Origin of the sequence: Curtobacterium pusillum (genome assembly GCF_007673235.1) — a bacterium.
Classification (GTDB): domain Bacteria; phylum Actinomycetota; class Actinomycetes; order Actinomycetales; family Microbacteriaceae; genus Curtobacterium; species Curtobacterium pusillum_C.
In genome coordinates this window covers 382,750-402,810 of sequence record NZ_VDZH01000001.1, presented here as the reverse complement: position 1 = coordinate 402,810, position 20,061 = coordinate 382,750, and the positions used below count along the sequence as shown (strand labels likewise).

The 20,061-nt window shown below is 72.1% G+C and carries 16 protein-coding genes and 1 tRNA gene; 3 read left to right on the top strand and 14 right to left on the bottom strand.

Features of this window, described 5'->3' with window-relative positions; translation table 11 throughout:
* The first annotated feature begins 85 nt into the window (after positions 1-85).
* The gene (locus FS532_RS01825; protein ID WP_079236073.1) at positions 86-1,015 is read left to right on the top strand and encodes a proteasome assembly chaperone family protein; all 930 of its coding nucleotides are present in this window, start codon (positions 86-88) and stop codon (positions 1,013-1,015) included.
* A gap of 190 nt (positions 1,016-1,205) precedes the next feature.
* Here the strand turns inward: FS532_RS01825 and mshC are convergent, their stop codons facing one another.
* The 3 genes from mshC to FS532_RS01810 form a co-directional block, all read right to left on the bottom strand.
* Complete coding sequence (mshC, locus tag FS532_RS01820; RefSeq protein ID WP_144749792.1) at positions 1,206-2,450, bottom strand: cysteine--1-D-myo-inosityl 2-amino-2-deoxy-alpha-D-glucopyranoside ligase; 1,245 nt, start codon at positions 2,448-2,450, stop codon at positions 1,206-1,208.
* Positions 2,447-3,277 carry an undecaprenyl-diphosphate phosphatase gene (locus FS532_RS01815; protein ID WP_144749790.1) on the bottom strand — a complete coding sequence of 277 codons (831 nt, stop codon included), beginning with the start codon at positions 3,275-3,277 and terminating at the stop codon, positions 2,447-2,449. The genes mshC and FS532_RS01815 overlap by 4 nt, the downstream gene beginning before the upstream one ends.
* 61 nt (positions 3,278-3,338) lie before the next feature.
* Positions 3,339-4,655 carry a M20/M25/M40 family metallo-hydrolase gene (locus FS532_RS01810; protein ID WP_144749788.1) on the bottom strand — a complete coding sequence of 439 codons (1,317 nt, stop codon included), beginning with the start codon at positions 4,653-4,655 and terminating at the stop codon, positions 3,339-3,341.
* A 161-nt stretch (positions 4,656-4,816) separates the two neighbouring features.
* Between FS532_RS01810 and FS532_RS01805 the strand changes: the two genes are divergently transcribed.
* Positions 4,817-4,902 (top strand) — tRNA-Leu (locus FS532_RS01805).
* Between the two features lie 652 nt (positions 4,903-5,554).
* On the opposite strand, the gene FS532_RS01800 is transcribed toward FS532_RS01805, so the two are convergent.
* The 6 genes from FS532_RS01800 to FS532_RS01775 all read right to left on the bottom strand — a co-directional run bounded on the left by FS532_RS01800 (position 5,555) and on the right by FS532_RS01775 (position 14,011).
* Positions 5,555-6,883 (bottom strand): NAD(P)/FAD-dependent oxidoreductase, encoded by a 1,329-nt coding sequence (locus FS532_RS01800; RefSeq protein ID WP_144749786.1) that lies wholly within the window; start codon positions 6,881-6,883, stop codon positions 5,555-5,557.
* Positions 6,884-6,915: 32 nt separating this feature from the next.
* Positions 6,916-7,125: a hypothetical protein gene (locus FS532_RS01795; protein ID WP_144749784.1), complete on the bottom strand. Its 210-nt coding sequence runs from the start codon at positions 7,123-7,125 to the stop codon at positions 6,916-6,918.
* On the bottom strand, positions 7,122-8,888 hold the full coding sequence (locus FS532_RS01790; protein ID WP_144750785.1) for a DEAD/DEAH box helicase: 1,767 nt from the start codon (positions 8,886-8,888) through the stop codon (positions 7,122-7,124). Before FS532_RS01790 ends, FS532_RS01795 begins: the two co-directional genes overlap by 4 nt.
* Before the next feature lie 161 nt (positions 8,889-9,049).
* A complete protein-coding gene (gene dinB / locus FS532_RS01785; protein ID WP_144749782.1) occupies positions 9,050-10,300 on the bottom strand; it encodes a DNA polymerase IV in 1,251 nt (416 codons plus the stop codon).
* A complete protein-coding gene (locus FS532_RS01780; protein ID WP_144749780.1) occupies positions 10,297-12,615 on the bottom strand; it encodes an FUSC family protein in 2,319 nt (772 codons plus the stop codon). Before FS532_RS01780 ends, dinB begins: the two co-directional genes overlap by 4 nt.
* A gap of 241 nt (positions 12,616-12,856) precedes the next feature.
* The gene (locus FS532_RS01775; protein ID WP_144749778.1) at positions 12,857-14,011 is read right to left on the bottom strand and encodes an acyl-CoA dehydrogenase family protein; all 1,155 of its coding nucleotides are present in this window, start codon (positions 14,009-14,011) and stop codon (positions 12,857-12,859) included.
* A gap of 23 nt (positions 14,012-14,034) precedes the next feature.
* Between FS532_RS01775 and FS532_RS01770 the strand changes: the two genes are divergently transcribed.
* Positions 14,035-14,829, top strand: a complete 795-nt coding sequence (locus FS532_RS01770) for an SGNH/GDSL hydrolase family protein (protein WP_079238902.1) — start codon at positions 14,035-14,037, stop codon at positions 14,827-14,829.
* Between the two features lie 111 nt (positions 14,830-14,940).
* On the opposite strand, the gene FS532_RS01765 is transcribed toward FS532_RS01770, so the two are convergent.
* Genes FS532_RS01765 through FS532_RS01745 form a run of 5 tightly spaced genes read right to left on the bottom strand, consistent with a single transcriptional unit; the run spans position 14,941 to position 20,057 of the window.
* Entirely contained in the window at positions 14,941-16,311 is a 1,371-nt protein-coding gene (locus FS532_RS01765; protein WP_144749776.1) for a serine hydrolase domain-containing protein, read from the bottom strand.
* Positions 16,308-16,871: a GNAT family N-acetyltransferase gene (locus FS532_RS01760; RefSeq protein ID WP_313957226.1), complete on the bottom strand. Its 564-nt coding sequence runs from the start codon at positions 16,869-16,871 to the stop codon at positions 16,308-16,310. The genes FS532_RS01765 and FS532_RS01760 overlap by 4 nt, the downstream gene beginning before the upstream one ends.
* A complete protein-coding gene (locus FS532_RS01755) occupies positions 16,868-18,100 on the bottom strand; it encodes a D-alanyl-D-alanine carboxypeptidase family protein (RefSeq protein ID WP_144749774.1) in 1,233 nt (410 codons plus the stop codon). Before FS532_RS01755 ends, FS532_RS01760 begins: the two co-directional genes overlap by 4 nt.
* A 48-nt stretch (positions 18,101-18,148) precedes the next feature.
* The gene (locus FS532_RS01750; protein ID WP_144749772.1) at positions 18,149-18,769 is read right to left on the bottom strand and encodes a DUF1097 domain-containing protein; all 621 of its coding nucleotides are present in this window, start codon (positions 18,767-18,769) and stop codon (positions 18,149-18,151) included.
* On the bottom strand, positions 18,762-20,057 hold the full coding sequence (locus FS532_RS01745) for an amidohydrolase family protein (protein ID WP_144749770.1): 1,296 nt from the start codon (positions 20,055-20,057) through the stop codon (positions 18,762-18,764). Before FS532_RS01745 ends, FS532_RS01750 begins: the two co-directional genes overlap by 8 nt.
* Positions 20,058-20,061: the final 4 nt, after the last annotated feature.

Here is a 20,061-nt window from a genome sequence, read left to right as displayed (position 1 = left end):
GCCCTATCCTTGTTGCCTGAATCGTGTCCGGCCGAGTGCGGCCTGCGCCGCTCCCGCCCCGCTCCACCACCAGGAGGTCCCGTCCGTGCCACAGCACTCCCCCTTCAGCGACGGACGACTGCTCGTCGTCGCGTTCGAGGGCTGGAACGACGCCGGAGAAGCGGCGAGCGGTCTCGCCAGGCGCATCGTCGAGTCGCTCGAACTCGACGAGCTGCGCGAGCTCGACGGCGAGCGGTACGTCGACTACCAGTTCAACCGTCCGAACGTCGGCACCGACGAGAACGGCGGGCGCGGCGTCCAGTGGCCCCGCATCGTCCTGCACGGCCCCGGTGCCGAGGGGCGTCCCGTGATCGGCGCGACCGGCTCCCCCACCGAGCGCGACGTCTTCGTCCTCGTCGGCCCGGAGCCCTCGCGCACCTGGCGAGGGTTCTGCGCCGAGATCATCGACCTCGCCGACGTCTACTCCATCGACGCCGTGGTCTTCGTCGGTGCGATGCTCGCCGATGTTCCGCACACCCGGCCGATCTCGGTGTTCGTGTCGAGCGAGAACGCCGGCGTGCGCGCCGCGTTCGACGTCGACCGCTCGTCCTACGAGGGACCGACGGGCATCCTCGGGGTGCTCGCCGACGCCATGGACAAGGCCGGCCTGACCACCCTGTCGCTCTGGGCCTCGGTGCCGCACTACGTGCACAACTCGCCGTCGCCCAAGGCCACCCTGTCGCTGCTCGACAAGATCGAGGAGCTCACCGACGTCACCGTGCCGCGCGGTTCGCTGCTCGACGACGCGACCGAGTGGGAGGAGGGCATCGACGCCCTCGCGGCCGACGACGAGGACATGGCGTCCTACATCGGCCAGCTCGAGCAGGCCCGTGACACGGTCGACTCGCCCGAGGCCTCCGGTGACGCCATCGCGCAGGAGTTCGAGCAGTACCTGCGCCGTCGGGAGCGCAAGGACGGCAAGGACGGCGGCACGGCCGGCGGCGAGGGGTTCCGTCCGCCGCAGCCGCCGCAGTAGACCCGTCCCACAGACGGACTGGAGGCGCGGTGCCAGCTGGCACCGCGCCTCCAGTCCGTCAGGGGGTCGCGTCGGGCGCGGGGCGCCACGCGAGGTCGCGGAGACTGCCGTCCGCGTGCCGTCCGCGCGGCACGTCGTGCGACCTCGCGACCTCGCGCCCGAGGGGCCCCGCGGCCCTGCGCCCCGCGCGTCAGCCCAGGCGGATGCCGAGCAGTGCGTCGACCAGGTCGACGAGCTCCGGCGTCACCGCGGTGCCGCCGGCGATCGCCGTGTCGACGGCCGCGACCGCACCGGGCGTGTCGAGGTCGTCCGCGACGCGGGCACGAACCCGCGCGACCACCTCGGCGGCGTCGTCCGCGTGCCCGGCGTCGGCACCGGACGCCCAGGCGTCCCAGGTCGCCAGTCGGGTCACGGCACTGGCGAGCTCGGAGTCGAACCACTCCCAGTCGTCGGAGTACTTGTGCGACAGCAACGCGAGCCGGATCGCCCGCGGGTCGGCGCCGCCGTCGAGCAGCCCCCGCACCGTGACGAGGTTGCCGAGCGACTTCGAGATCTTCTCGCCCTGGTAGGCGATCATCCCGGTGTGCACGTAGGCGTGCGCGAGCGGCTGGTGCGCGAGCGCGGCGGCGTGCCCGGCGCTCATCTCGTGGTGCGGGAAGACGAGGTCGCTGCCGCCGCCCTGCACGCTGATCGGCAACCCGAGGCGGTCGCCGGCGATGACGCTGCACTCGATGTGCCAGCCCGGGCGTCCGGCACCGAGGACGGTGTCCCAGCTCGGCTCCCCTGCGCGGGCAGCCCGCCAGAGCAGTGGGTCCAGCGGGTCGCGCTTGCCGGGGCGGTCCGGGTCGCCGCCACGCTCTCCGGCCAGGCGGAGCATCGTCTCGCGGTCGAGGCCGCTCTCGTCACCGAGGGACCAGGCCTCGGTCGGACGGTTGACGTCGAAGTAGACGTCCTCGCCCTCCGAGTCCGCGGTGGGGACGTCGTAGGCGTACCCGGTCTCCTGCAGGAAGGCGACCGCCTCGGCGACCCGCTCGACCTCGTCGGTGACGGCCACGTAGTCGTCCGGCGGCAGGATGCGCAGCGCTTCCATGTCCCGGCGGAACAGGTCGATCTGCGACGCGGCGAGTTCGCGCCAGTCGACGCCGTCGCGGGCCGCACGCTCGAGCAGCGGGTCGTCGACGTCCGTGGTGTTCTGCGCGTACTCGACCTCGAGCCCCGCGTCGCGCCAGACCCGGCCGAGCGTGTCGAACGCCAAGTAGGTCGCCGCGTGCCCGAGGTGGGTGGCGTCGTACGGGGTGATGCCGCACACGTAGAGCGCGGCGCGTTCCTCGCCGCCGGTCGGGTCGACGGGCTTGCCGGTCGCCGTGTCGTGCACGACGGGTCGGGGCGCGGAACCGGGGACTTCGGGGACGGACGGGACCTGCCAGGCCCTCACGGCTGGATCACTCCGAGCGACAACAACACGAGGAGAACGATACCGAGTGCGATGCGGTAGACGACGAACGGCATGAAGCTGCGCTTGCTGATGTAGTTCATGAAGGCCGCGATCACCACGAAGCCGACGACGAACGCCACCACCGTCGCGATCAGCGTGTCCGCGATGCCGAACGGTGCTCCGGTGTCCCCGAGGCTCGTCGCGGCCTCGTACAGGCCGGACAGGAAGACCGCGGGCACGGCGAGCAGGAACGCGAAGCGCGCCGCCGCCGGACGGGTGTAGCCGAGCGCGAGGCCCATCGAGACCGTCGCACCCGACCGCGAGACACCGGGCACGAGGGCCAGCATCTGCGCGAGGCCGATCAGGATGCCGCCTCCGAACGTCATGTGCTCGATCCGCCGGACCTTCTTGCCGACGACGTCGAGGACCCCGAGCACGATGCCGAACACGATGAGGACGATCGCCACGATCCAGAGCGACCGGAACGTGGTCTCGATCGAGTCCCTCAGCACGAGCCCCGCGATGCCGATCGGGATCGTCCCGAGGATCACGAGCCAGCCCAGGCGGACGTCGGGGTCGCCCTTCGGGACGTCGCGTCGGAACACCGAACGGAACCAGCGCCCGATGATCCGCGTGATGTCCTTCCAGAAGTAGATCAGGACGGCCGTCTCGGTGCCGAGCTGGGTGACCGCGGTGAAGGCGGCCCCGGGGTCCTTCGCGTCGGGCAGGAACAGCCCCACGATCCGGAGGTGGGCGCTCGACGAGACGGGCAGGAACTCGGTGAGCCCCTGGACGAAGCCGAGGAAGATCGCCTCGAGGATGTGCATCGTGCGGGCCTTTCACAGGAGGTCGGTCAGAACACCGCCACGATGGCGACCATCAACAATATCAGTACGTGGCGAGCAGGTCCCCGAGGACACGACGCCCGAACGCGAGCGAGTCCAGGGGCACGCGCTCGTCAACCCCGTGGAACATCGCCGGGAAGTCCACGCCGGCCGGCAGCTGCAGCGGCACGAAGCCGTAGCCCGCGATCCCGAGCGTCGACAGCGCCTTGTTGTCCGTGCCGCCCGACAGCAGGTACGGCAGCACCGGCGCACCCGGGTCGTGGCGCCCGAGGACGTCTCGCACGGCGTCGACCAGCGGGCCGCCGAAGTCCTGCTCCAGCCCGATGTCACGGAAGGACATCACGACCTCGACGTCGTCGCCGGCGAGCTCCCGCACGCGGGCGAGCACGGACTCCTCGTCGCCCGGCAGGCACCGGATGTCGACGAGCGCCTCGGCCTGGTCCGGGATGACGTTGTGCTTGTACCCGGCGTTCAGCACCGTCGGGTTCGAGGTCGTGTGCAGCGCCGCGTGGATGAACCGCGAGGCCGAGCCCGTCGCCAGTGCGACCTCGTCCGGACCGGTCACCGTGGGGTCCACCCCGAGGAACCGGGCGACCTCGGCCACCATCGCGTCCGTCGTCGCCGACAGGCGGACCGGCCACTCCTCGCTGCCGATGCGGGCGACCGCCGCTGCGAGCTTCGTCACCGCGTTGTCGCGGATCACGTGCGAACCGTGCGCCGCCGTGCCCTTCGCGACGAGCTTGATCCACATCAGGGCCTTCTCGCCGGTCTGCAACAGGTACGCCCGACGGTCGCCGAGCGTGATCGAGTACCCACCGACCTCACTGATCGCCGCGCTCGCACCCGCGAAGACCTCGGGGTGGTTCTCCACGACGTGGTGCGACCCGAGCACGCCACCGGCTTCCTCGTCGGCGAAGTACGCGATCACGAGGTCCCGCTCCGGAGCACCCTGCTGCTCGATGACGTCGGCCAGGGACGTCAGCATCATCGCGTCCATGTTCTTCATGTCGACCGCACCACGGCCCCAGAGCATGCCGTCCTTGACCTCGCCACCGAACGGGTCGACCGACCAGTTCGCCGGGTCCGCCGGCACCACGTCGAGGTGTCCGTGCACGACGAGCGCGGGCTTGTCACGGTTGCGCCCCGGCACCCTCGCGACGACGCTCACCCGGTCCGGCTCCGGCTCGAACAGCTGCGGCTCGAGCCCGAGCGCCTGCAACTTCGCCTCGACGTAGTGCGCCGCCTCGGTCTCGCCGCGGGACTTCCCTTCGCCCCAGTTCGTCGTGTCGATGCGGATGAGGTCGCGTGCGATCGCAGCGGTCGTCTCGAGGTCGGTCACCGTCGCGTCCGGGTTCGTCATGCCCCCACGCTACCGGTCACCACCGACCCCGCCGGAGCCCGTGACTCCGCGGGACGCGCCCGGGATGCGCGGCCGTGTTCATCGTGCGTTCAGAGCCGTGCTAGTGTCTTCTCTCGGCAGGAACGCCGGGGAAAACCCGGGAAACAGACACCAGACACCCTGTCCGGGTGGCGGAATTGGTAGACGCGCTAGCTTGAGGTGCTAGTGCCCGTATTAGGGCGTGGGGGTTCAAGTCCCCCCTCGGACACGCGAAATGAATGCCCCCTGACCTTTCGGTCCGGGGGCATTTCGCGTTCGTACCTTCCCGGCGAGTGGCGCCGTCGCTCCGCTCGGGGCGCCACCGCCTCGTGGCGGCCAGTTCGCTTCGCTCACGGCCTCCCCTGGGTCACTTCCGGCAGGTCGGGCCCCGCCGGTTCGCTTTGCTCACGGCCTCCCGTGGGTCACCTCCGGTAGGTCGGGTCACCGTCGCGCCGCCGCTTCGGTCCCCATCGACGCTCGACTCCGGTAGGTCGGGGCGCCGCGGTGGGGTGGTTGCGACACCGCGCTCGTCGATCGACGCGTGCGGTGTCGGAACATGCGCGTGCAGGGGATGCGCGTGCATGCATCGACTTCGCTCCTGTCGATCGACGCGTGCGGTGTCGGAACACCCGCGCGAACGGCCGTCGGGTCGAGCCGGGAGGCGGCCGGTGCGACAACTCCGGTGTCGTACGACGTCGGAGTCGTCGCAAGGGCGCGGGCGCAACAGTTGCAGACGCGGCGTGACGACAACGGCGCTGTCGTACGACTTCGGGGATGTCGTACCGAGTCGGCCGGGCAGCGTGCGTCCCAACGCACCCACCAACGGCCTGGAGGCGCGGTGCCAGCTGGCACCGCGCCTCCAGGCCGTCAGACGGTCGCGTCTAGCTCTTCGACGCCTCGACGAAGTTGCTGCGCGGGTCCGTCTCCTTGATGAGCGAGGTCGCGTCGCGACCCGACACGGCACCGGTGACCCAGCCGATGACGATGCGGGCCTTCCGGTTCAGCGTCGGCATCGCGTACACGTGGTAAGCGCGGTGCGCGAGCCACGCGAGCAGGTTCGTCATCTTGATGCCCTTGATGTTCGCGGCACCCTTGGCGACACCGTACGACGCAACGGTGCCGATCGAGGGGTGGCGGTACTCCTCGAGGGGCTTGCCCGTGATCGTCGCGACCACGTTGTCCGCAGCCACCACGGCCTGACGGACGGCGTTCTGCGCGTTCGGCGGGTAGTACGCCGGCTGCTTGTCGGCGGTCAGGTCGGGGACCTGCGCGACGTCGCCGAGGCCCCAGACACCCGCGACGACCTCGTGGGTCTCCTCGTTCTCGACCTGGAGCTTCGCGTTCGCGGCGAGGTGCCCCTTCGGACCGCGCGGCAGGTCGGACGCGTCGAGGAGCGGGTTCGGCTTCACGCCGGCCGTCCACACGAGCAGCCCGGTGGCGAATTCGTCGCCGTCGGAGAGCTTCACGACGCCGCCCTCACAGCTGGGCATCGTGGTCTTCAGGCGGACGTCGATGCCGCGGGCGCGCAGGGCCTCGAGGGTCCACTTCGACAGTTCGGGGCCGACCTCGGGCGCGACACGGTCGAGCGCGTCGATGAGCACCCAGCGCGGGTGCTCCCCCGCGAGCGACGGGTAGGTCTTGATGGCGGCCTGCGAGACGTCGAAGAGCTCGCCGATCGCCTCGACGCCGGTGTAGCCACCGCCGACGAAGATGCTCGTGAGCAGGCGGCGGCGCTCGTCCTCGTCACGGGTGGCTGCGGCCTTCGCGATGTTGTCGAGGAGCTTCGCACGCACGTAGGCGGCCTCCTCGACGCTCTTGAAGCCGACGCCGTACTCGTCGAGCCCGGGGGTCGGGAACGTGCGCGTGACCGAGCCGAGGGCGACGACGAGCTGGTCGTAGCCGAGCGTGCGGTCGTCACCACCGGCCGTGGCGATCGAGACGGTCTTGTCGGCCGACGAGATGCCGGTGACCTTGCCCTGGATGACGCGGGTCTTCCGGAGCGCGCGACGCAGCTCGACCGTGACGTCCTTCGGGGCGATGTGGCCGCCGGCGACCTCCGGCAGGAACGGCAGGTAGGTGTAGTACGTGTTCTGGTCCACCAGCGTGATCCGCATCGGCACCGTGGCCGCGTGCTTCTGGAGCTGCTTGACGGTGGTGTAGCCGGCGGAACCGCCGCCGAGGACGAGGACGTGAGGGATGGAGTCTGCCATTCCCCCGGTCTACCCGAATACGGCTTGTGATGTCATGAGCCGCGCGGGCGGTCGCGCAGACGCCACCAGGCGGTCTCGGCGAGCTCGACGCCCGTGTAGACGCCGTGAGGCGTGCGACGGGACTCCGTGAGGGAGAACCGACGCAGCCGGTAGCCGCCGCCGAAGCGGTCGATGATCGCCTCGGGTGATGACTTCGCGTCCCGCTTGACGTACCAGGTGCGGTCGTCCACGGGTTCGATCACCTGCGCCCGCCGATGCGGGAGCGCAGCACGTCGATGCGCTTCTGGATCTGCTCGATGCTCGCCTGCGCCACCGCCGGCCCCCCGCTGATGCGGCGGAGCTCGGCGTGGATGGCGCCGTGCGGCTCGTTCGAGTGCCGCGACCAGATCGACACGAGCCGGTGCAGTTCCGACCGCTGCTCCTTGATCGTCTGGTACATCGGGCGGTCCTCGGCGACCGGGGCCTTCGGCATCCCGTCCTTCGGCGTGCGGCCCTTGGCTCGCTTCGCCTGGGTCGCCTGCCGCGCGCGCAGCAGGTCGCGCACCTGGTCGGGTTCGAGCAGGCCCGGGATGCCGATGAAGTCGAGTTCCTCGAGCGATCCGACCTCGCCACCGGTGCCGAACTCGCCGCCGTCGTAGAGGACGCGGTCGAAGGAGGCCTGCGAGTCGAGCGCCTCGAACGGCTGGACCTCGAGGAGGCTCTCGGACGCCCGGTCCTCCTTGTTGGCCTCGGCGACCATGGCGTCCTCGGGGTTGTACATCCCGTCGTCGGCGTCCTTCGGGCGGTCCAGCGCGTGGTCGCGCTCGAGCTCGAGCGAGGCCGCGAGGGCCATCAGCCCGGGGACGCTCGGCAGGAACACCGACGCCGTCTCACCGCGGCGCCGCGCACGCACGAAGCGGCCGATCACCTGGGCGAAGAACAGCGGCGTGCTGGCGCTCGTGGCGTAGACCCCGACGCAGAGCCGCGGGACGTCGACGCCTTCCGACACCATCCGGACGGCGACCATCCAGCGCGAGGTGTCCTCGGCGAAGGCGCTGATCCGGCTCGACCCGGCGGCTTCGTCGGAGAGGACGACCGCGGGCCGCTCCCCCGTGATCTGCTGCAGGATGCGCGCGTACGCGCGGGCGGTGGTGGTGTCCGTGGCGATGACGAGGCCGCCGGCGTCGGGCACGCCGCGACGGACCTCGGTCAGTCGCTTGTCGGCCGCGGACAGGACCGCCGGCATCCACTCGCCCTCTGGCGAGAGCGCCGTTCGCCAGGCCTGCGCGGTGATGTCCTTCGTGACCTGCTCCCCGAGGGACGCCGACATCTCGTCGCCCATCCGGGTCTTCCAGCGCATCTGCCCCGCGTAGGCCATGAAGAGCACGGGCCGGACGACGCCGTCCTTGAGTGCGCGGCCGTAGCCGTAGTTGTAGTCGGAGATCGAGGTGCGGATGCCCTGCTCGTCGGGGGCGTACTGCACGAACGGGATCGGGGCGGTGTCCGACCGGAACGGGGTGCCGGACAGGGAGAGACGTCGGGTGGCCTTCGAGAAGGCCTCCCTGATGCCGTCGCCCCACGTCAGGGCGTCGCCGCCGTGGTGGACCTCGTCGAGGATGACGAGCGTCTTGCCACCCGCGGTGATCTTCTGGTGGACCTCGGGGTTCATGCCGACCTGGGCGTACGTGATCGCCACGCCCTGGTAGTGCCGGCCGAACATGCCGTCGCCGTTCTTGAACATCGGGTCGATCCGGATGCCCACCCGGTCGGCGGAGTCGGCCCACTGCCGCTTGAGGTGCTCGGTCGGGGCTACGACGACGATCCGGTCGACGGTGCCGCGGGCCAGCAGCTCGGTCGCCAGGCGGAGCGCGAAGGTCGTCTTGCCGGCGCCGGGGGTCGCCGCCGTGAGGAAGTCGCGCGGCTCGGTCTCGAAGTACTTCGTCAGCGCCTCGACCTGCCAGGCGCGCAGCTTGGACGCGGTGCCCCAGGCAGCGCGGTCCGGGAAGGCCGGCGACAGGTTCTGCACGGCCGAGTTACCGGCTGCCTCGGCAGCGGCGACGGCTTCGTCGTGCGCGACGACGGGGTGCTCAGGTGCAGCGGGTGCGTCGTCCCACAGCGCCGCGGACTGGTCCCCGGCAGCTGGCTGATCGGTGTACTCGGCTGCGCTCACTTCGCACGATTCTACCGTCACCCTCGGTCCTGCCGAGCGTGCGGAACGTGCCCCTCGGGCGTGCCGCGGACCAGGGAGGCCGGTCGGAGCACGCCCGCACCGAAGCGTGCGGCGACCGCGTCGACCGTCGTCTCGGTGTCGCGCCACGGCGCGTCGTCGTCCCACAGCGCGTTGCTCGCCGCGGCCGGCACGAGGTTCTCGCCGCGGACCCCGATGAGCCGGATCTGGTTGCCCGGTCGGTGCAGGACGTCGTACAGCTCGACGGCTTCGCGGTGCAGGCGCTTGGCGACGTCGGTGGGTTCGGCGAGGGTGCGGGACCGGGTCAGCGTGGTGAAGTCGGTGTAGCGGACCTTGAGCGCGATGGTCCGGGCCTGGACGTCCGCGCGCCGGAGCCGCACGGCAACCTTGTCGGCGAGGCGCAGGAGTTCGCGCGCGACGTCGTCACGCTCGGTGAGGTCCCGCCCGAACGTCATCTCGTGCCCGATCGACTTCTCGCCGACACCGTCCTCGACCACACGGGGGTCACGGCCCCAGGAGAGATCGTGCAGCCGCTGCCCACCGGCCGGTCCCAGCGCGGAGACGAGCGAGCCGAGCGGTGTCGTCGCGAGGTCGCCCACGGTCCGGATGCCGCGACGCTCGAGGGTCTCCTGCGTCTTGCCGCCGACGCCCCACAGCGCGGACACCGGCTGCGGGTGCAGGAACGCGACGGTGTCGGCAGCCGGGACCACGAGGAGGCCGTCCGGCTTGGCACGACTGGACGCGAGCTTCGCCACGAACTTGGTCGACGCGGCACCGACGGAGCAGTGCAGGCCCGTCTCGGCGTACACCGCCCCGCGGATCGCGCGGCCGATCTCCCACGGGGTGCCGTACAGCCGGATGGCGCCCGCGACGTCGAGGAAGGCTTCGTCGATGCCGAGCCTCTCCACCCTGGGCGTGAAGCGGTCGAACACGGCCATCACCGCGGCGGACTTGTCGCGGTACTTCTCGAAGTGCGGCTCGACGATGATCGCGGCGGGGCACCGACGCTTGGCCACGGCCATCGGCATCGCGGAATTCACGCCGTACTTGCGCGCTTCGTACGTCGCCGCCGTCACGACGGAGCGGTCGGAGTCGTGGCCGACGATCACCGGCAACCCGCGGAGGTCCGGCCGGTCGAGCAGCTCGACGGAGGCGAAGAAGGCGTCCATGTCGACGTGCAGCACGCTCGCCGTCAGGTCGTCGACGGGCGCGTCGGACACCAGTCGGTTGCGTCCGTCCTGCTTACTCACACGGCGATGATGCCAGGACCCACCGACATCGCCCCGACGACGGTCGCGTGGTGGCGGTCGGCGAGCAGCGCGAGCGCCTCGTCGATGCGCCCCAGCGCGTGCGCGGCAGTCTCGATCGCCCGCTCGTCGCCGCGTCCGGAGGCGGCCGCCACGGCCTCGTCGAGCTGGTCGCCGACCCGCACCCAGACCGCCGCCGACGTGGCGGACCGCGGGCCCGCCACGATGGCGTCCGCGAGCTGCGCGATCGAGGAGGCGAGGCTCTCGGCCGCACCACGCAGGGCGGCTGGCGGGTCCTGCGGGGCCGCACCGAGCCTCCCGGCCGCCTCGCGCGCGAACGTCGCGGCCGCCTGCAGGGAGGCGCGCGTCCTGGCATCGGCGCGCGCCGGCCCACCCGTCGGGAACCGGACCATCGGCCGCAGGACCGCGTCGAGTTGGTAGGTGGCGGCGTCGACCGCACGCGACCGGGCACGCAGGTCCGTCACCGTTTCGTCGGTCGGACGGGAGGCACGGCCCGCCTCCGACGTGTCGTCCGCGTCCGCCTCGGTGTCGGCCTCGACCCCCACCAGCGCGAGCACAAATGTGCGGACCGCGACCAGCTGCCGCCGCACCGCGCGCCGGATGACGGCACGGGTGGCGATCGGGAAGACGACGGCGCTGACGAGGACCGCGACCGCGGCGCCGAGCAGGTTCTCGGCGAGACGCATCGGGATGAGGGAGTCGGTGAAGGTGCCGGAGAACGCGTACACCTGGCAGAGGACGACGACGAGGCACGCGGCCCAGACCGAGTAGACGCCGCCGAAGCCGTACGTGCCGACGGCGAGCAGGACGCAGACGAGCACGATCGTCACCCACGGGTGCGTCGTGCCGAGCAGGTGGACGAGGACGATGCCGACCGCTCCCCCGACCACGGTCCCGACCCCGCGGTGGAGGCCCTTCCGGATCCGCTCGTGCGTGGTGTTCGTGCCGGCGAGGACGATCATCACGCCGATGACGCCCCAGTAGAACCGACTGCCGTCGAGCAGGAGCGCGAGGGGTTCGACGATCGCGACGGCGATGGCGGCGTGCACGGCGGTCCGGAGCGACGCCGTGAGGTGCCAGCGTCGCCACGGCCCCTCGGCGACGGCGTCCGCGAGGACCGGTACGGCTCCGGCGGGTCGACCACCGGCCAGGATCACGGGCGTGGCGAACGGGACGCCGGCTCCGCGGCGGGGCAGCTCGTCGCGGAGCTCGCGCCACCGCAGTCCGGCGGACCGGAGGTCGGCGAACTCCGCGGCCATGCGGCGGACGATCGCGGTGGTCCGCGACCCCTCGTCGGCCGCCGAGGCCGTGATCCCGTAGCGGGCGAGCAGCGTGTGCGCCGCGTCCTGGCCGTGGCTGCCGCCGTGGCGGAGGACGACCGTGAACGCCCGGAGCGCGGCGTGCCGCACGTCCGACGGTGCGCCGTGCTCGACGAGCGCCCCGGCCCCGCGTCCGAGTTCGTCGATCGCGAAGTGCGTGTCGAACACCAGGCGGTGCAGCTCCTCGGCGGCGGTGTCGGCGTCGACACCGCTCGCGGCGAGCATGCCGTCGACCGTCAGGGCGATCTCGTGGTACCGGTCGCGGGCTCGGCCCAGGCGTCGGAGGGCACGGCGGCGGGCGCGCGGGTCGTCGGCGGCGGCGCCGACGGTTCCGGCTGCGAGGACGGCTGCGGAAGCCTCGAGCACGTCCGAACCCCGGGCGACGAACCCGCGACGGGTCCGGAGCAGCGCGCGGTGCGGGTCCGGCCGGAACAGCAACCGGACGACGATCGTCACGGCGAGGGACCCGGCGACGACGAGCCCGAGCGGGATGACACTCGTCTCGGGCAGCGGCAGCAGGAGCCCGCACAAGTACCCGGCGAACCCGACGATCGCCGCGTCCGCCGCCCAGGCTCCCCACGACGCCGCCGCGAACTGCAGGAAGAGCAGCACGACGATGAGGACGAGTTCGAGGAGCCGGAACGGCTGCAGGGCGATGCTCCCCGCGAGCGCGACGACGAACGGCACGAGGACCGCCCCGGTGCGCGCGGCGGTCCTGCCGGTGCTCGGGTCGACGATCACCAGGCAGGTGATGAAGGCCGGCATCGCGCCGATCATCACGCCGAGGATCGCCGGCAGCCCGAACTCCGTCGCGATCGCGTACCCGACGGCCATGCCGGCCGGGACGGCGACGAGGGTGCGGAGGGCACCGTCGGTCTTGACCAAGCCGGGGTCGAGCGCGAGGGCTCGGTCGGTCAGTCGCTGGGTGCGGGTCCGTCGCCGCGGGGCGGTCCGGTTCGTGGTCTCGGTCCTCGGCACGCTCCGGCCGTCTCCTGGTTCACTCGGGAGGGCAATCGTACCGCAGGCGAACTAGTTGGAGGGGGTGGCGGGGCCGACTCCGAACGACAATGCCGATGTCGTGCGACGTCCGCGTCGTCGCAACCCCGCGCGCGCAACCGTTGCGGACGCGGGGCTGCGACAGGACCGATGTCGTACGACGTCGACGATGTCGTTCCGACCGGCGCGAGGAGCACCCCGGCCACCGAGGGCGTCCGCCGCGTCAGGCGAGCGGCCCCAGCACCGACGCCGCGATCGTCCGCGCCGCCGAGTCCCGCGACGACGGGTGGTACTGCCCCGCCCGGACGTCCCGGGCCAGGCGGGCGAGCTCGCCCCCGGCGCGGTAGGCCCCACCGCCGACCACCCGCATCGCCTCGTCCACCACGTGCTGCGCCGCGTCGACCGCCCGGGCCTTCGTCCCGACGAGCAGCGGGAACCACCGCGCCCCGAGGTCGTCGAGCTCGTCGACCGACCGCGCGAGCGAGGACACCTGCAGCTCGATCGCGTCGGCCGTCCCGCGCATGTCCGCGATCGCCCGTCGCACGTCCGGGTCCTCGGACCGCGGCGTCCCGTCGAGTGCAGCGCGCGACCGCACTGCCGAGACGGCCAGCGAAACCGCCCGCGAGGCGATCCCGACGTACACCGAGGCGATGAGCAGCTCGAACGACGCGAAGATGCCGAACACGAGCGGGTCCTGGTTCGGCCCGACGGGCAGGGTCCGCACGATCCGGTCGGCCGGCACGTGCACGCCGTGGAGCTTGGTCGAGCGGCTCTGGGTGGCCCGCATCCCGAGCGTGTCCCAGTCGTCGAGGTGCTCGACGTCCCCGTCGGACCGCAGCACGAAGCCGTGCACGAGCCGCGGTTCCGGCCCGGACTCGTCCTTGCCGAACACGCTCAGCACGTCCCACGCCGGCGCGAGGGAGGTGAACACCTTCGTGCCCGTGAACCGGTAGCCGCCGTCGCCGTCCGGCTCCGCCGTCGTCAGCGAGTCGAACAGCACGGCGTCGTTGCCCGGCTCGCTCACGCCGAACGCGAGCAGGTGGTCGTCCGCCGCGTGGTCGGTGACGGCCTGGAGGAACGACTCACCTCGCGCGGACACCGCGCGCGCCGCCTGCACCCAGACCTGGTGCATCCCGAGGCCCAGCGCCGTCGCCGGCGCGGCCTCCGCGAGCCGCCGCTGCACCGCGGACGTCGCGGCGAGGCCGAGTCCGGCGCCGCCGCGTTCGACGGGCACGCCGAGCCGCAGGTAGCCGGCCGCCCGGAGTTCGTCGAGGTCCTCGGTGCAGAACGCGTTCGCGGCATCGTAGCCGGGTGCACGAGCGGCGATGCGCTCCAGCAGCTCCTCGTCGAGCACCACCGCGGGGTTGGCCTTCGTCATGCCACGAGACTATGGTCCGAGGAGTGTCAGATCGTCATCCGTGGTCCAGGTACGTCGCGATCGGTGACTCGTTCACCGAGGGGATCGGTGACCCCGACCCCACCGTCCCCGGCGGGAATCGCGGGTGGGCGGACCGCGTCGCAGAGGTCCTGGCGAACCAGACGGACGACTTCGCCTACGCCAACCTGGCCATCCGCGGGCGTCTGCTCCAGCAGATCATCGACGAGCAGGTCGAACCGGCCCTCGCGCTCCGACCGGACCTCGTCACGGTGTCGGCCGGCGGCAACGACATCATCCGGCCGGGCTCCGACCCCGACGAACTCGCCGAGCGGGTGGACGCGATGGTGTCGCGGCTGCGGAGCGACGGCGCGACCGTGGTGCTCTTCACCGGCCCCGACGTCGGGATGACCCCGGTGCTCGGCATGGTCCGCGGCAAGACGGCGATCTACAACGAGAACCTGCACGCCATCGCCCTGAAGCACGGGGCCCTCGTGGCGAACATGTGGGCGCTCCGGGTCCTCCGCGACCCGCGGATGTGGGCGCCGGACCGGCTGCACCACTCCCCGATGGGCCACGCCACCGTCGCGGCCGCCGTGCTCGACGCCCTCGGGGTCGAGCACGGGCTCGAGCCGTTCAACCCGGAGCCGCTCGAGGCGCGCCCGTGGCGGGAGGCACGCGCCGAGGACCTCGGCTGGGCGCGGGAGTACCTCGTGCCGTGGGTGGTGCGGCGCATCAAGCACACGTCCTCCGGCGACGGCGTGACGCCGAAGCGGCCCGAGCTGCAGGACGTCGTCGAGCACAAGTCCGACACCCCGTAGTCGGACCGCGGGTCGCCGAGCGGTCGAGACCTTCGCGCCCCGTCACGGACATCGCGCCCCGGTGTGACGGGGCGCGATGTCCGTGACGGGGCGCAACTCCGGGCCAGCCCGTCAGACGGCGGGTCGTCTCAGCGTCAACGGCCCGTCGTGCAGCGGCTGCGTCGCCCAGGACGCCGTCGCGGTCCCGGACACGAGGTCGACCCGCAGGTGCGCGAGGTGCGGCGTCTCCACGAACCGCACGTCGACGACCACGGTGCCGTCCGGCGCGACCGCACCGCTCGCCGCGAGGGGACCGTCGACCGCCCACTCCCCCTCGCCGACCGGCACCGAGAGCGTCCCGCCGTCGACGTCGAGGGCCGCGCGCCACTGACCGCCGTCGCGGCTGAACACGAGCGCGTCGATCCCGTCACCGCGGAACGGGCCGGCGGCAGCGAGGTCGGGGAGCCGACCACCCGCGACCGCGGGGAGCCCCAGGGAGGCGAGTCGTGCCTCCAGGCCGGTGTCCCCGGCCGCGTCGGCGTCCGCAGCCTCGACGGCGGGCAGGAGGTGCCGCCAGGCCGCGTCGAGGACGGCCTGCATGTCGAGGCTCTGCCCGGTGAGTGCGAGGACGACGTCCTGCTCGGGCAGGACGACGCAGAACTGGCCGTACGCGCCGTCGCCGCGGAAGCCGTGGCGGGCCATCCAGAACTGGAAGCCGTAGCCCTGGCTCCAGTCCGGGTTGCCCTCGTCGGGGTTCGCCACCTGGGTGCTGGTGGCAGCGGCGACCCAGTCCTCGTCGAGGATCCGCTCGCCGTCCCACACACCGCGCTGCAGGTAGAGCTGGCCGAGGGCCGCGATCGCCGAGGTGGGCGCGTAGCAGCCGCTGAAGCCGAGCTCGGCACCGGTGTCGTCGCGTCGCCAGGCGAGGTCGTCGATGCCGAGCGGGTCGAGGAGCCGCGGGCGGAGGTAGTCGACGAGCGACCCGCCGCTGACCCGCCGGACGATCGCGCCGAGGGTGTACGTGCACGGCTGGTTGTACGCGAAGACGGTGCCGGGCTCCTCGTCGGGCGGGGTGCGGAGGAACCCGCGGACGAGGTTCCCCGGATCGGCGGCGCGGGCACGGTCGAGGGTCTCCTCGCGGTGGCCGCTCGCCATCGCCAGCAGGTGCCGGACGCGGATGCGGCGGCTGCGCTCGTCGGTGACGTCCGCGTCGAGCTCCGGGAAGTACGACAGCGCGGTGGCGTCGAGGTCGACGAGCCCCTCGCGGACGGCGATCCCGACGGCCGCCGCCGTGAAGCTCTTGCTGAGGGAGTACAGCAGGTGCACGCGGTCGCTCGCGTACGGCGCCCACCACCCCTCGGCGGCGACCTGGCCGTGCCGCAGCAGCACGATGCTGTGCGGTTCGACGTCTGGCGTCGACTCGAGGGCGTCGAGGAACCGGGCGATGCCGCGGGCGTCGATGCCGAGGGCGGACGGGGTGGACCGGGGGAACGTCGTCGTCACGCGTCCGACACTACGGACCGCAGCCCGGTGACGTTCGGTGCCGGGTCCGTGGCGAGGCGGGCGTGGGTCTCGACGTCGAAGCGGTCGTCGCCGTAGCGGAGCTTGTCGCGTTCGACGCCCTCGGCGCGGAACCCCGCCCGGGTGGCGACCGCGCAGGACGCCGGGTTGTTCGTGCGGTGTCCGAGTTCGAGGCGGTGCAGACCGAGGGCGAAGGCGTCGTCGGCCGCGGTGACGAGGGCGCGGGTCGCCAGTCCGCGGCCGCGGGTCTCCGGAGTGAGCCAGTACGAGGTCCAGGCGGTGCCGTGGGTGTGCTCGATGGCCGTCACGCCGACGTTCCCGACGACGACGCCGTCGCCGTCGCCGTCGCCGTCGTCCACGATCGCCCAGTTCCGGGCGTGCCCGTCGAACCGGTACGTGGTCGCGATGAACGCCGCCGCCGCTGACTCGTCGTCGAACGTCCGGCCCCCGAGCTGCCGCGCGAGCTCCGGGTCGGCCGACGCTGCGAGCAGCACCGACGCGTCGGCGGGCCGCCAGGGGCGCAGGATCGGCACGACCGTCACGCCCCCTGGAACGGGTTCGTCCAGCGCCACCAGATGCCGGGGTCCTCGATGGGCCGTTCGAGTACGAGCGGCACCGTGACCGGGTCGTGGTCCGAGATCGTGAAGCGGACCTTCCCGACGCGCTCCCCCTTCGTGCCGAGGGTGATCTCGTCGAGGTGGGTCTTCGCGGACACGGTGGTCTTCCCCCAGACGAGGACCTCGGACGCCGACCTCGACACCGCATCGGCCTCGTCCTGCCACGGGGTCGAGAACGTGCCGAAGGTCTGCCCGGCGTGCGCGAGCGTGACGACCTGGAAGTTGTCCGCGACCGACCGGAGCAGCCGCTGGACGTCGACGTCGAGCGAGTCGTGGTCGACGCCACCGAGCATCGCGCCGATGACCGTCACGGTCTTCCCGCCCCGCTCGTAGGTCGCGGCGAACAGCAGGCAGGCCCCGGCCTCGTCGAGGGTCCCCGTCTTGATGCCCTCGACGCCGTCGAGCCCGAGGAGCTTGTTCGAGTTCTCGATCTCGCCGGCACCGGGCACCGTGACCTTCTTGGTCCCCACGACCTCCTTCACGACGGGGTTCGCGAGTGCGAGCTGCCCGAGTGCGACGAGGTCGGTGGCGGTCGACGTGTTGTGCGCGTCGAGGCCGGTCGGTTCCTCGATCGTGGTGTGGTCCAGGTCGTGCTCGTCGAGCCACTTGTCCGCTGCCGCACGGTAGGCGTCCATCGACCCGAAGGCCCAGAGCGCCAACGACCCGGCGTAGTTGTTCGCGGACTTCATGAGCATCACCTGGAGCGTCTGGTACTCGGAGAGCTTGAGCCCGTTCGGCATCGGCGCGACCTCGCCGTTCACCGCGAGGTACTTCGCGTAGAGGGCCTGCATCGACGGCGTGAACGTGATCGTCGGCCCGGCCTGCCCCTGCCGCAGCGGCTTGTGGTCGAGGACGACGAGCGCGGTGACGACCTTCGAGATGCTCGCGATCGACCGTGGCTTGGTGTCGCCGCTCGTGCGGAGGCTCTCCGGGAAGTCGGTGGCCTCGACCGCCGTCGCGCCGTACCCGGGGAACGTCAGGCCCGGCACGGAGGACGTCGGTGCCGAGTAGGTCGTCGTCGCGGCGCTCGCCGGGGCGAACGGCACGACCGCGGCTGCGGCGAGGTAGCCGACCACCAGCACGAGAACGGCGACGACGGAGATCGTCACCGGCCTCCGGACGGCGGAACGGGGGCGGCGGACGACTCGTGACACGGGAACCGAGCGTACCGGGGGCGGGTCGCGCGATGCTGCGAGGACGCGCTAGGCGCGCGTCAGCGCAGGATCGGACGGGAGGCGCGGTGCGGCCCCGCCGGCGACGGTCGCGTCCGGCGCGGCGACGGTTCCAGTGCCGTCGGTTCCGGTGCCGTCGGCTCCGGTCCGGCGCGCGAAGGTCCACTTCCGGGACAGGTAGGCGAACACCGGCCCGGCGGCGTTCATCACGACGACCGACACCCACGCCGCCCAGAGGTTCCCCGGCGCGAAGCCGAAGCCGCCGAAGTACGCCGCGAAGAACGACGCGAACCCGAGGAACATCCCCGGGACGAGCGCGAAGGCCCGCAGCCGGCCGGTGCACATCAGGGCGGTGTTGAACACCAGGATGACGACGCCGAGCACGACGTTCTTCGCGAGCTGCCCGTCGCCGAGCACGGTGCCGATGTGCTGGTCGATCAGGACGATGACGAGGGCGAACGCCGAGCCGACCGGCATCGTGGCCCAGAGCCGGGCGGCGTTCCGCAGTGTCGGCTTCGCACCGAGCAGGAACATCGCGGCCCAGCTGATGAAGATCGCCCAGGTGGGCAGGTTCAGGGCGGTGCCGCCGATGAACGCCGTGGCTCCGGCGAGCACGGAGGCGACGATCTCGTGGGGGATCCGTTCACGCATGGCTGAGCTCCTCGGTCCGGATGGTGCTGGTGGTCGTGTAGATGGTGGTGGTGCGGGTGGTCTCGGCGACGACGCGGCCACGCTTGACGACGAGGTTCCGGTCGGGCCGGTCGAGCAGGACGCCCGACGGGTCGGTGGTGGACAGCACGACGAGGTCGGCGTCGGCACCCGGGCGGATGCCGTACCGGTGCGCGATCCCGACGAGCCGCGCGGCGCCGGTGGTGGCCATCGCGACGATCCGCGCGAGGTCCTCCGGCCCGGACAGGTGTCCGACCTGGGCGAGCAGCAGTCCGACGTCGAGCATGTCCGCGTTCCCGAACGGGGTGAAGGCGTTCCGGACGTTGTTCGACGAGTACGCCGCGGTCACCCCGGCGTCCCAGAGCTCGCGGACGGGGACGACGCCGCGGCGGACGTCGGCGTCGTCCCGGCGACCACCGAGGTGCAGGTCCGTCGCCGGCAGCGGGACCACCGCGACGTCGGCCGCCGCGAGCCGGGCGAACAGGTCGGCGCGTTCGACCGACGGCAGGCTGGCCGTCGAGGTCACGTGGCCGAGGGCGACCCGACCCTGCAGCCCGCGGGTGACCACGGCGTCGGCGACGTACCCGGCGAGCGCGAACCGCGGGTCGCTCGTGTCGTCGGCGAAGTCGGCGTGCAAGTCCGCGGGGACGCCGAACTCCTCGGCGAGGTCGAGGACGGTCTCGACGTGGGCGTGGCAGTCGGCGAGCGACAGCTCGTTGTACGTGCAGCCGCCGATGACGTCGGCGCCGATCCGGAGTGCCTCGCGCAACAGCTCGAGCGTGCCGGGCGCCTTGCGGATGCCCTCCTGCGGGAAGGCCACGATCTGCAGGTCGAGTGCGTCCCGGTACTCGTCGCGGAGCCCGAGCAGGACCTCGACCCCGATCAGTCCGACGATCGGGTCGACGTCGGGGTGGGCGCGGACCAGTGTGGTGCCGTTCCCGATCGCCTGGTCGAGCAGGGCGCGGGCTCGGTCGCGGACCCCGGTGTGGGTGAAGCCGCGCTTGAGTTCGCCGGTGACCGAGATGGCTCCGGCGAGGGTGCCGTCCGGGTTCGGTCGCTCCCGGTCGAGCAGTGCCTTGTCGACGTGCAGGTGCGACTCGACGAGCCCGGGGACGACGACGCGTCCGGCGCAGTCGACGACACGCACGCCGGGGTCGGTCGGCGCCCTGTCGGCGACGGGTGTCACGGCCGTGATCGTTCCCCGCTCGACGACGACGTCGACGAGTGTCGGCGTGTCCACGAGTCGGGCGTTGCGGAGGACCAGGTCCACGAGG

Excerpts from the sequence above, each read along its gene's own strand:
- FS532_RS01815 (WP_144749790.1), bottom strand. The coding sequence starts at position 3,277 with ATGCACATCCTCGAGGCGATCTTCCTCGGCTTCGTCCAGGGGCTCACC.
- FS532_RS01775 (WP_144749778.1), bottom strand. The coding sequence starts at position 14,011 with ATGACGAAGGCCAACCCCGCGGTGGTGCTCGACGAGGAGCTGCTGGAG.
- FS532_RS01750 (WP_144749772.1), bottom strand. The coding sequence starts at position 18,769 with ATGCGTGAACGGATCCCCCACGAGATCGTCGCCTCCGTGCTCGCCGGA.
- FS532_RS01810 (WP_144749788.1), bottom strand. The coding sequence starts at position 4,655 with ATGACGAACCCGGACGCGACGGTGACCGACCTCGAGACGACCGCTGCG.
- FS532_RS01800 (WP_144749786.1), bottom strand. The coding sequence starts at position 6,883 with ATGGCAGACTCCATCCCTCACGTCCTCGTCCTCGGCGGCGGTTCCGCC.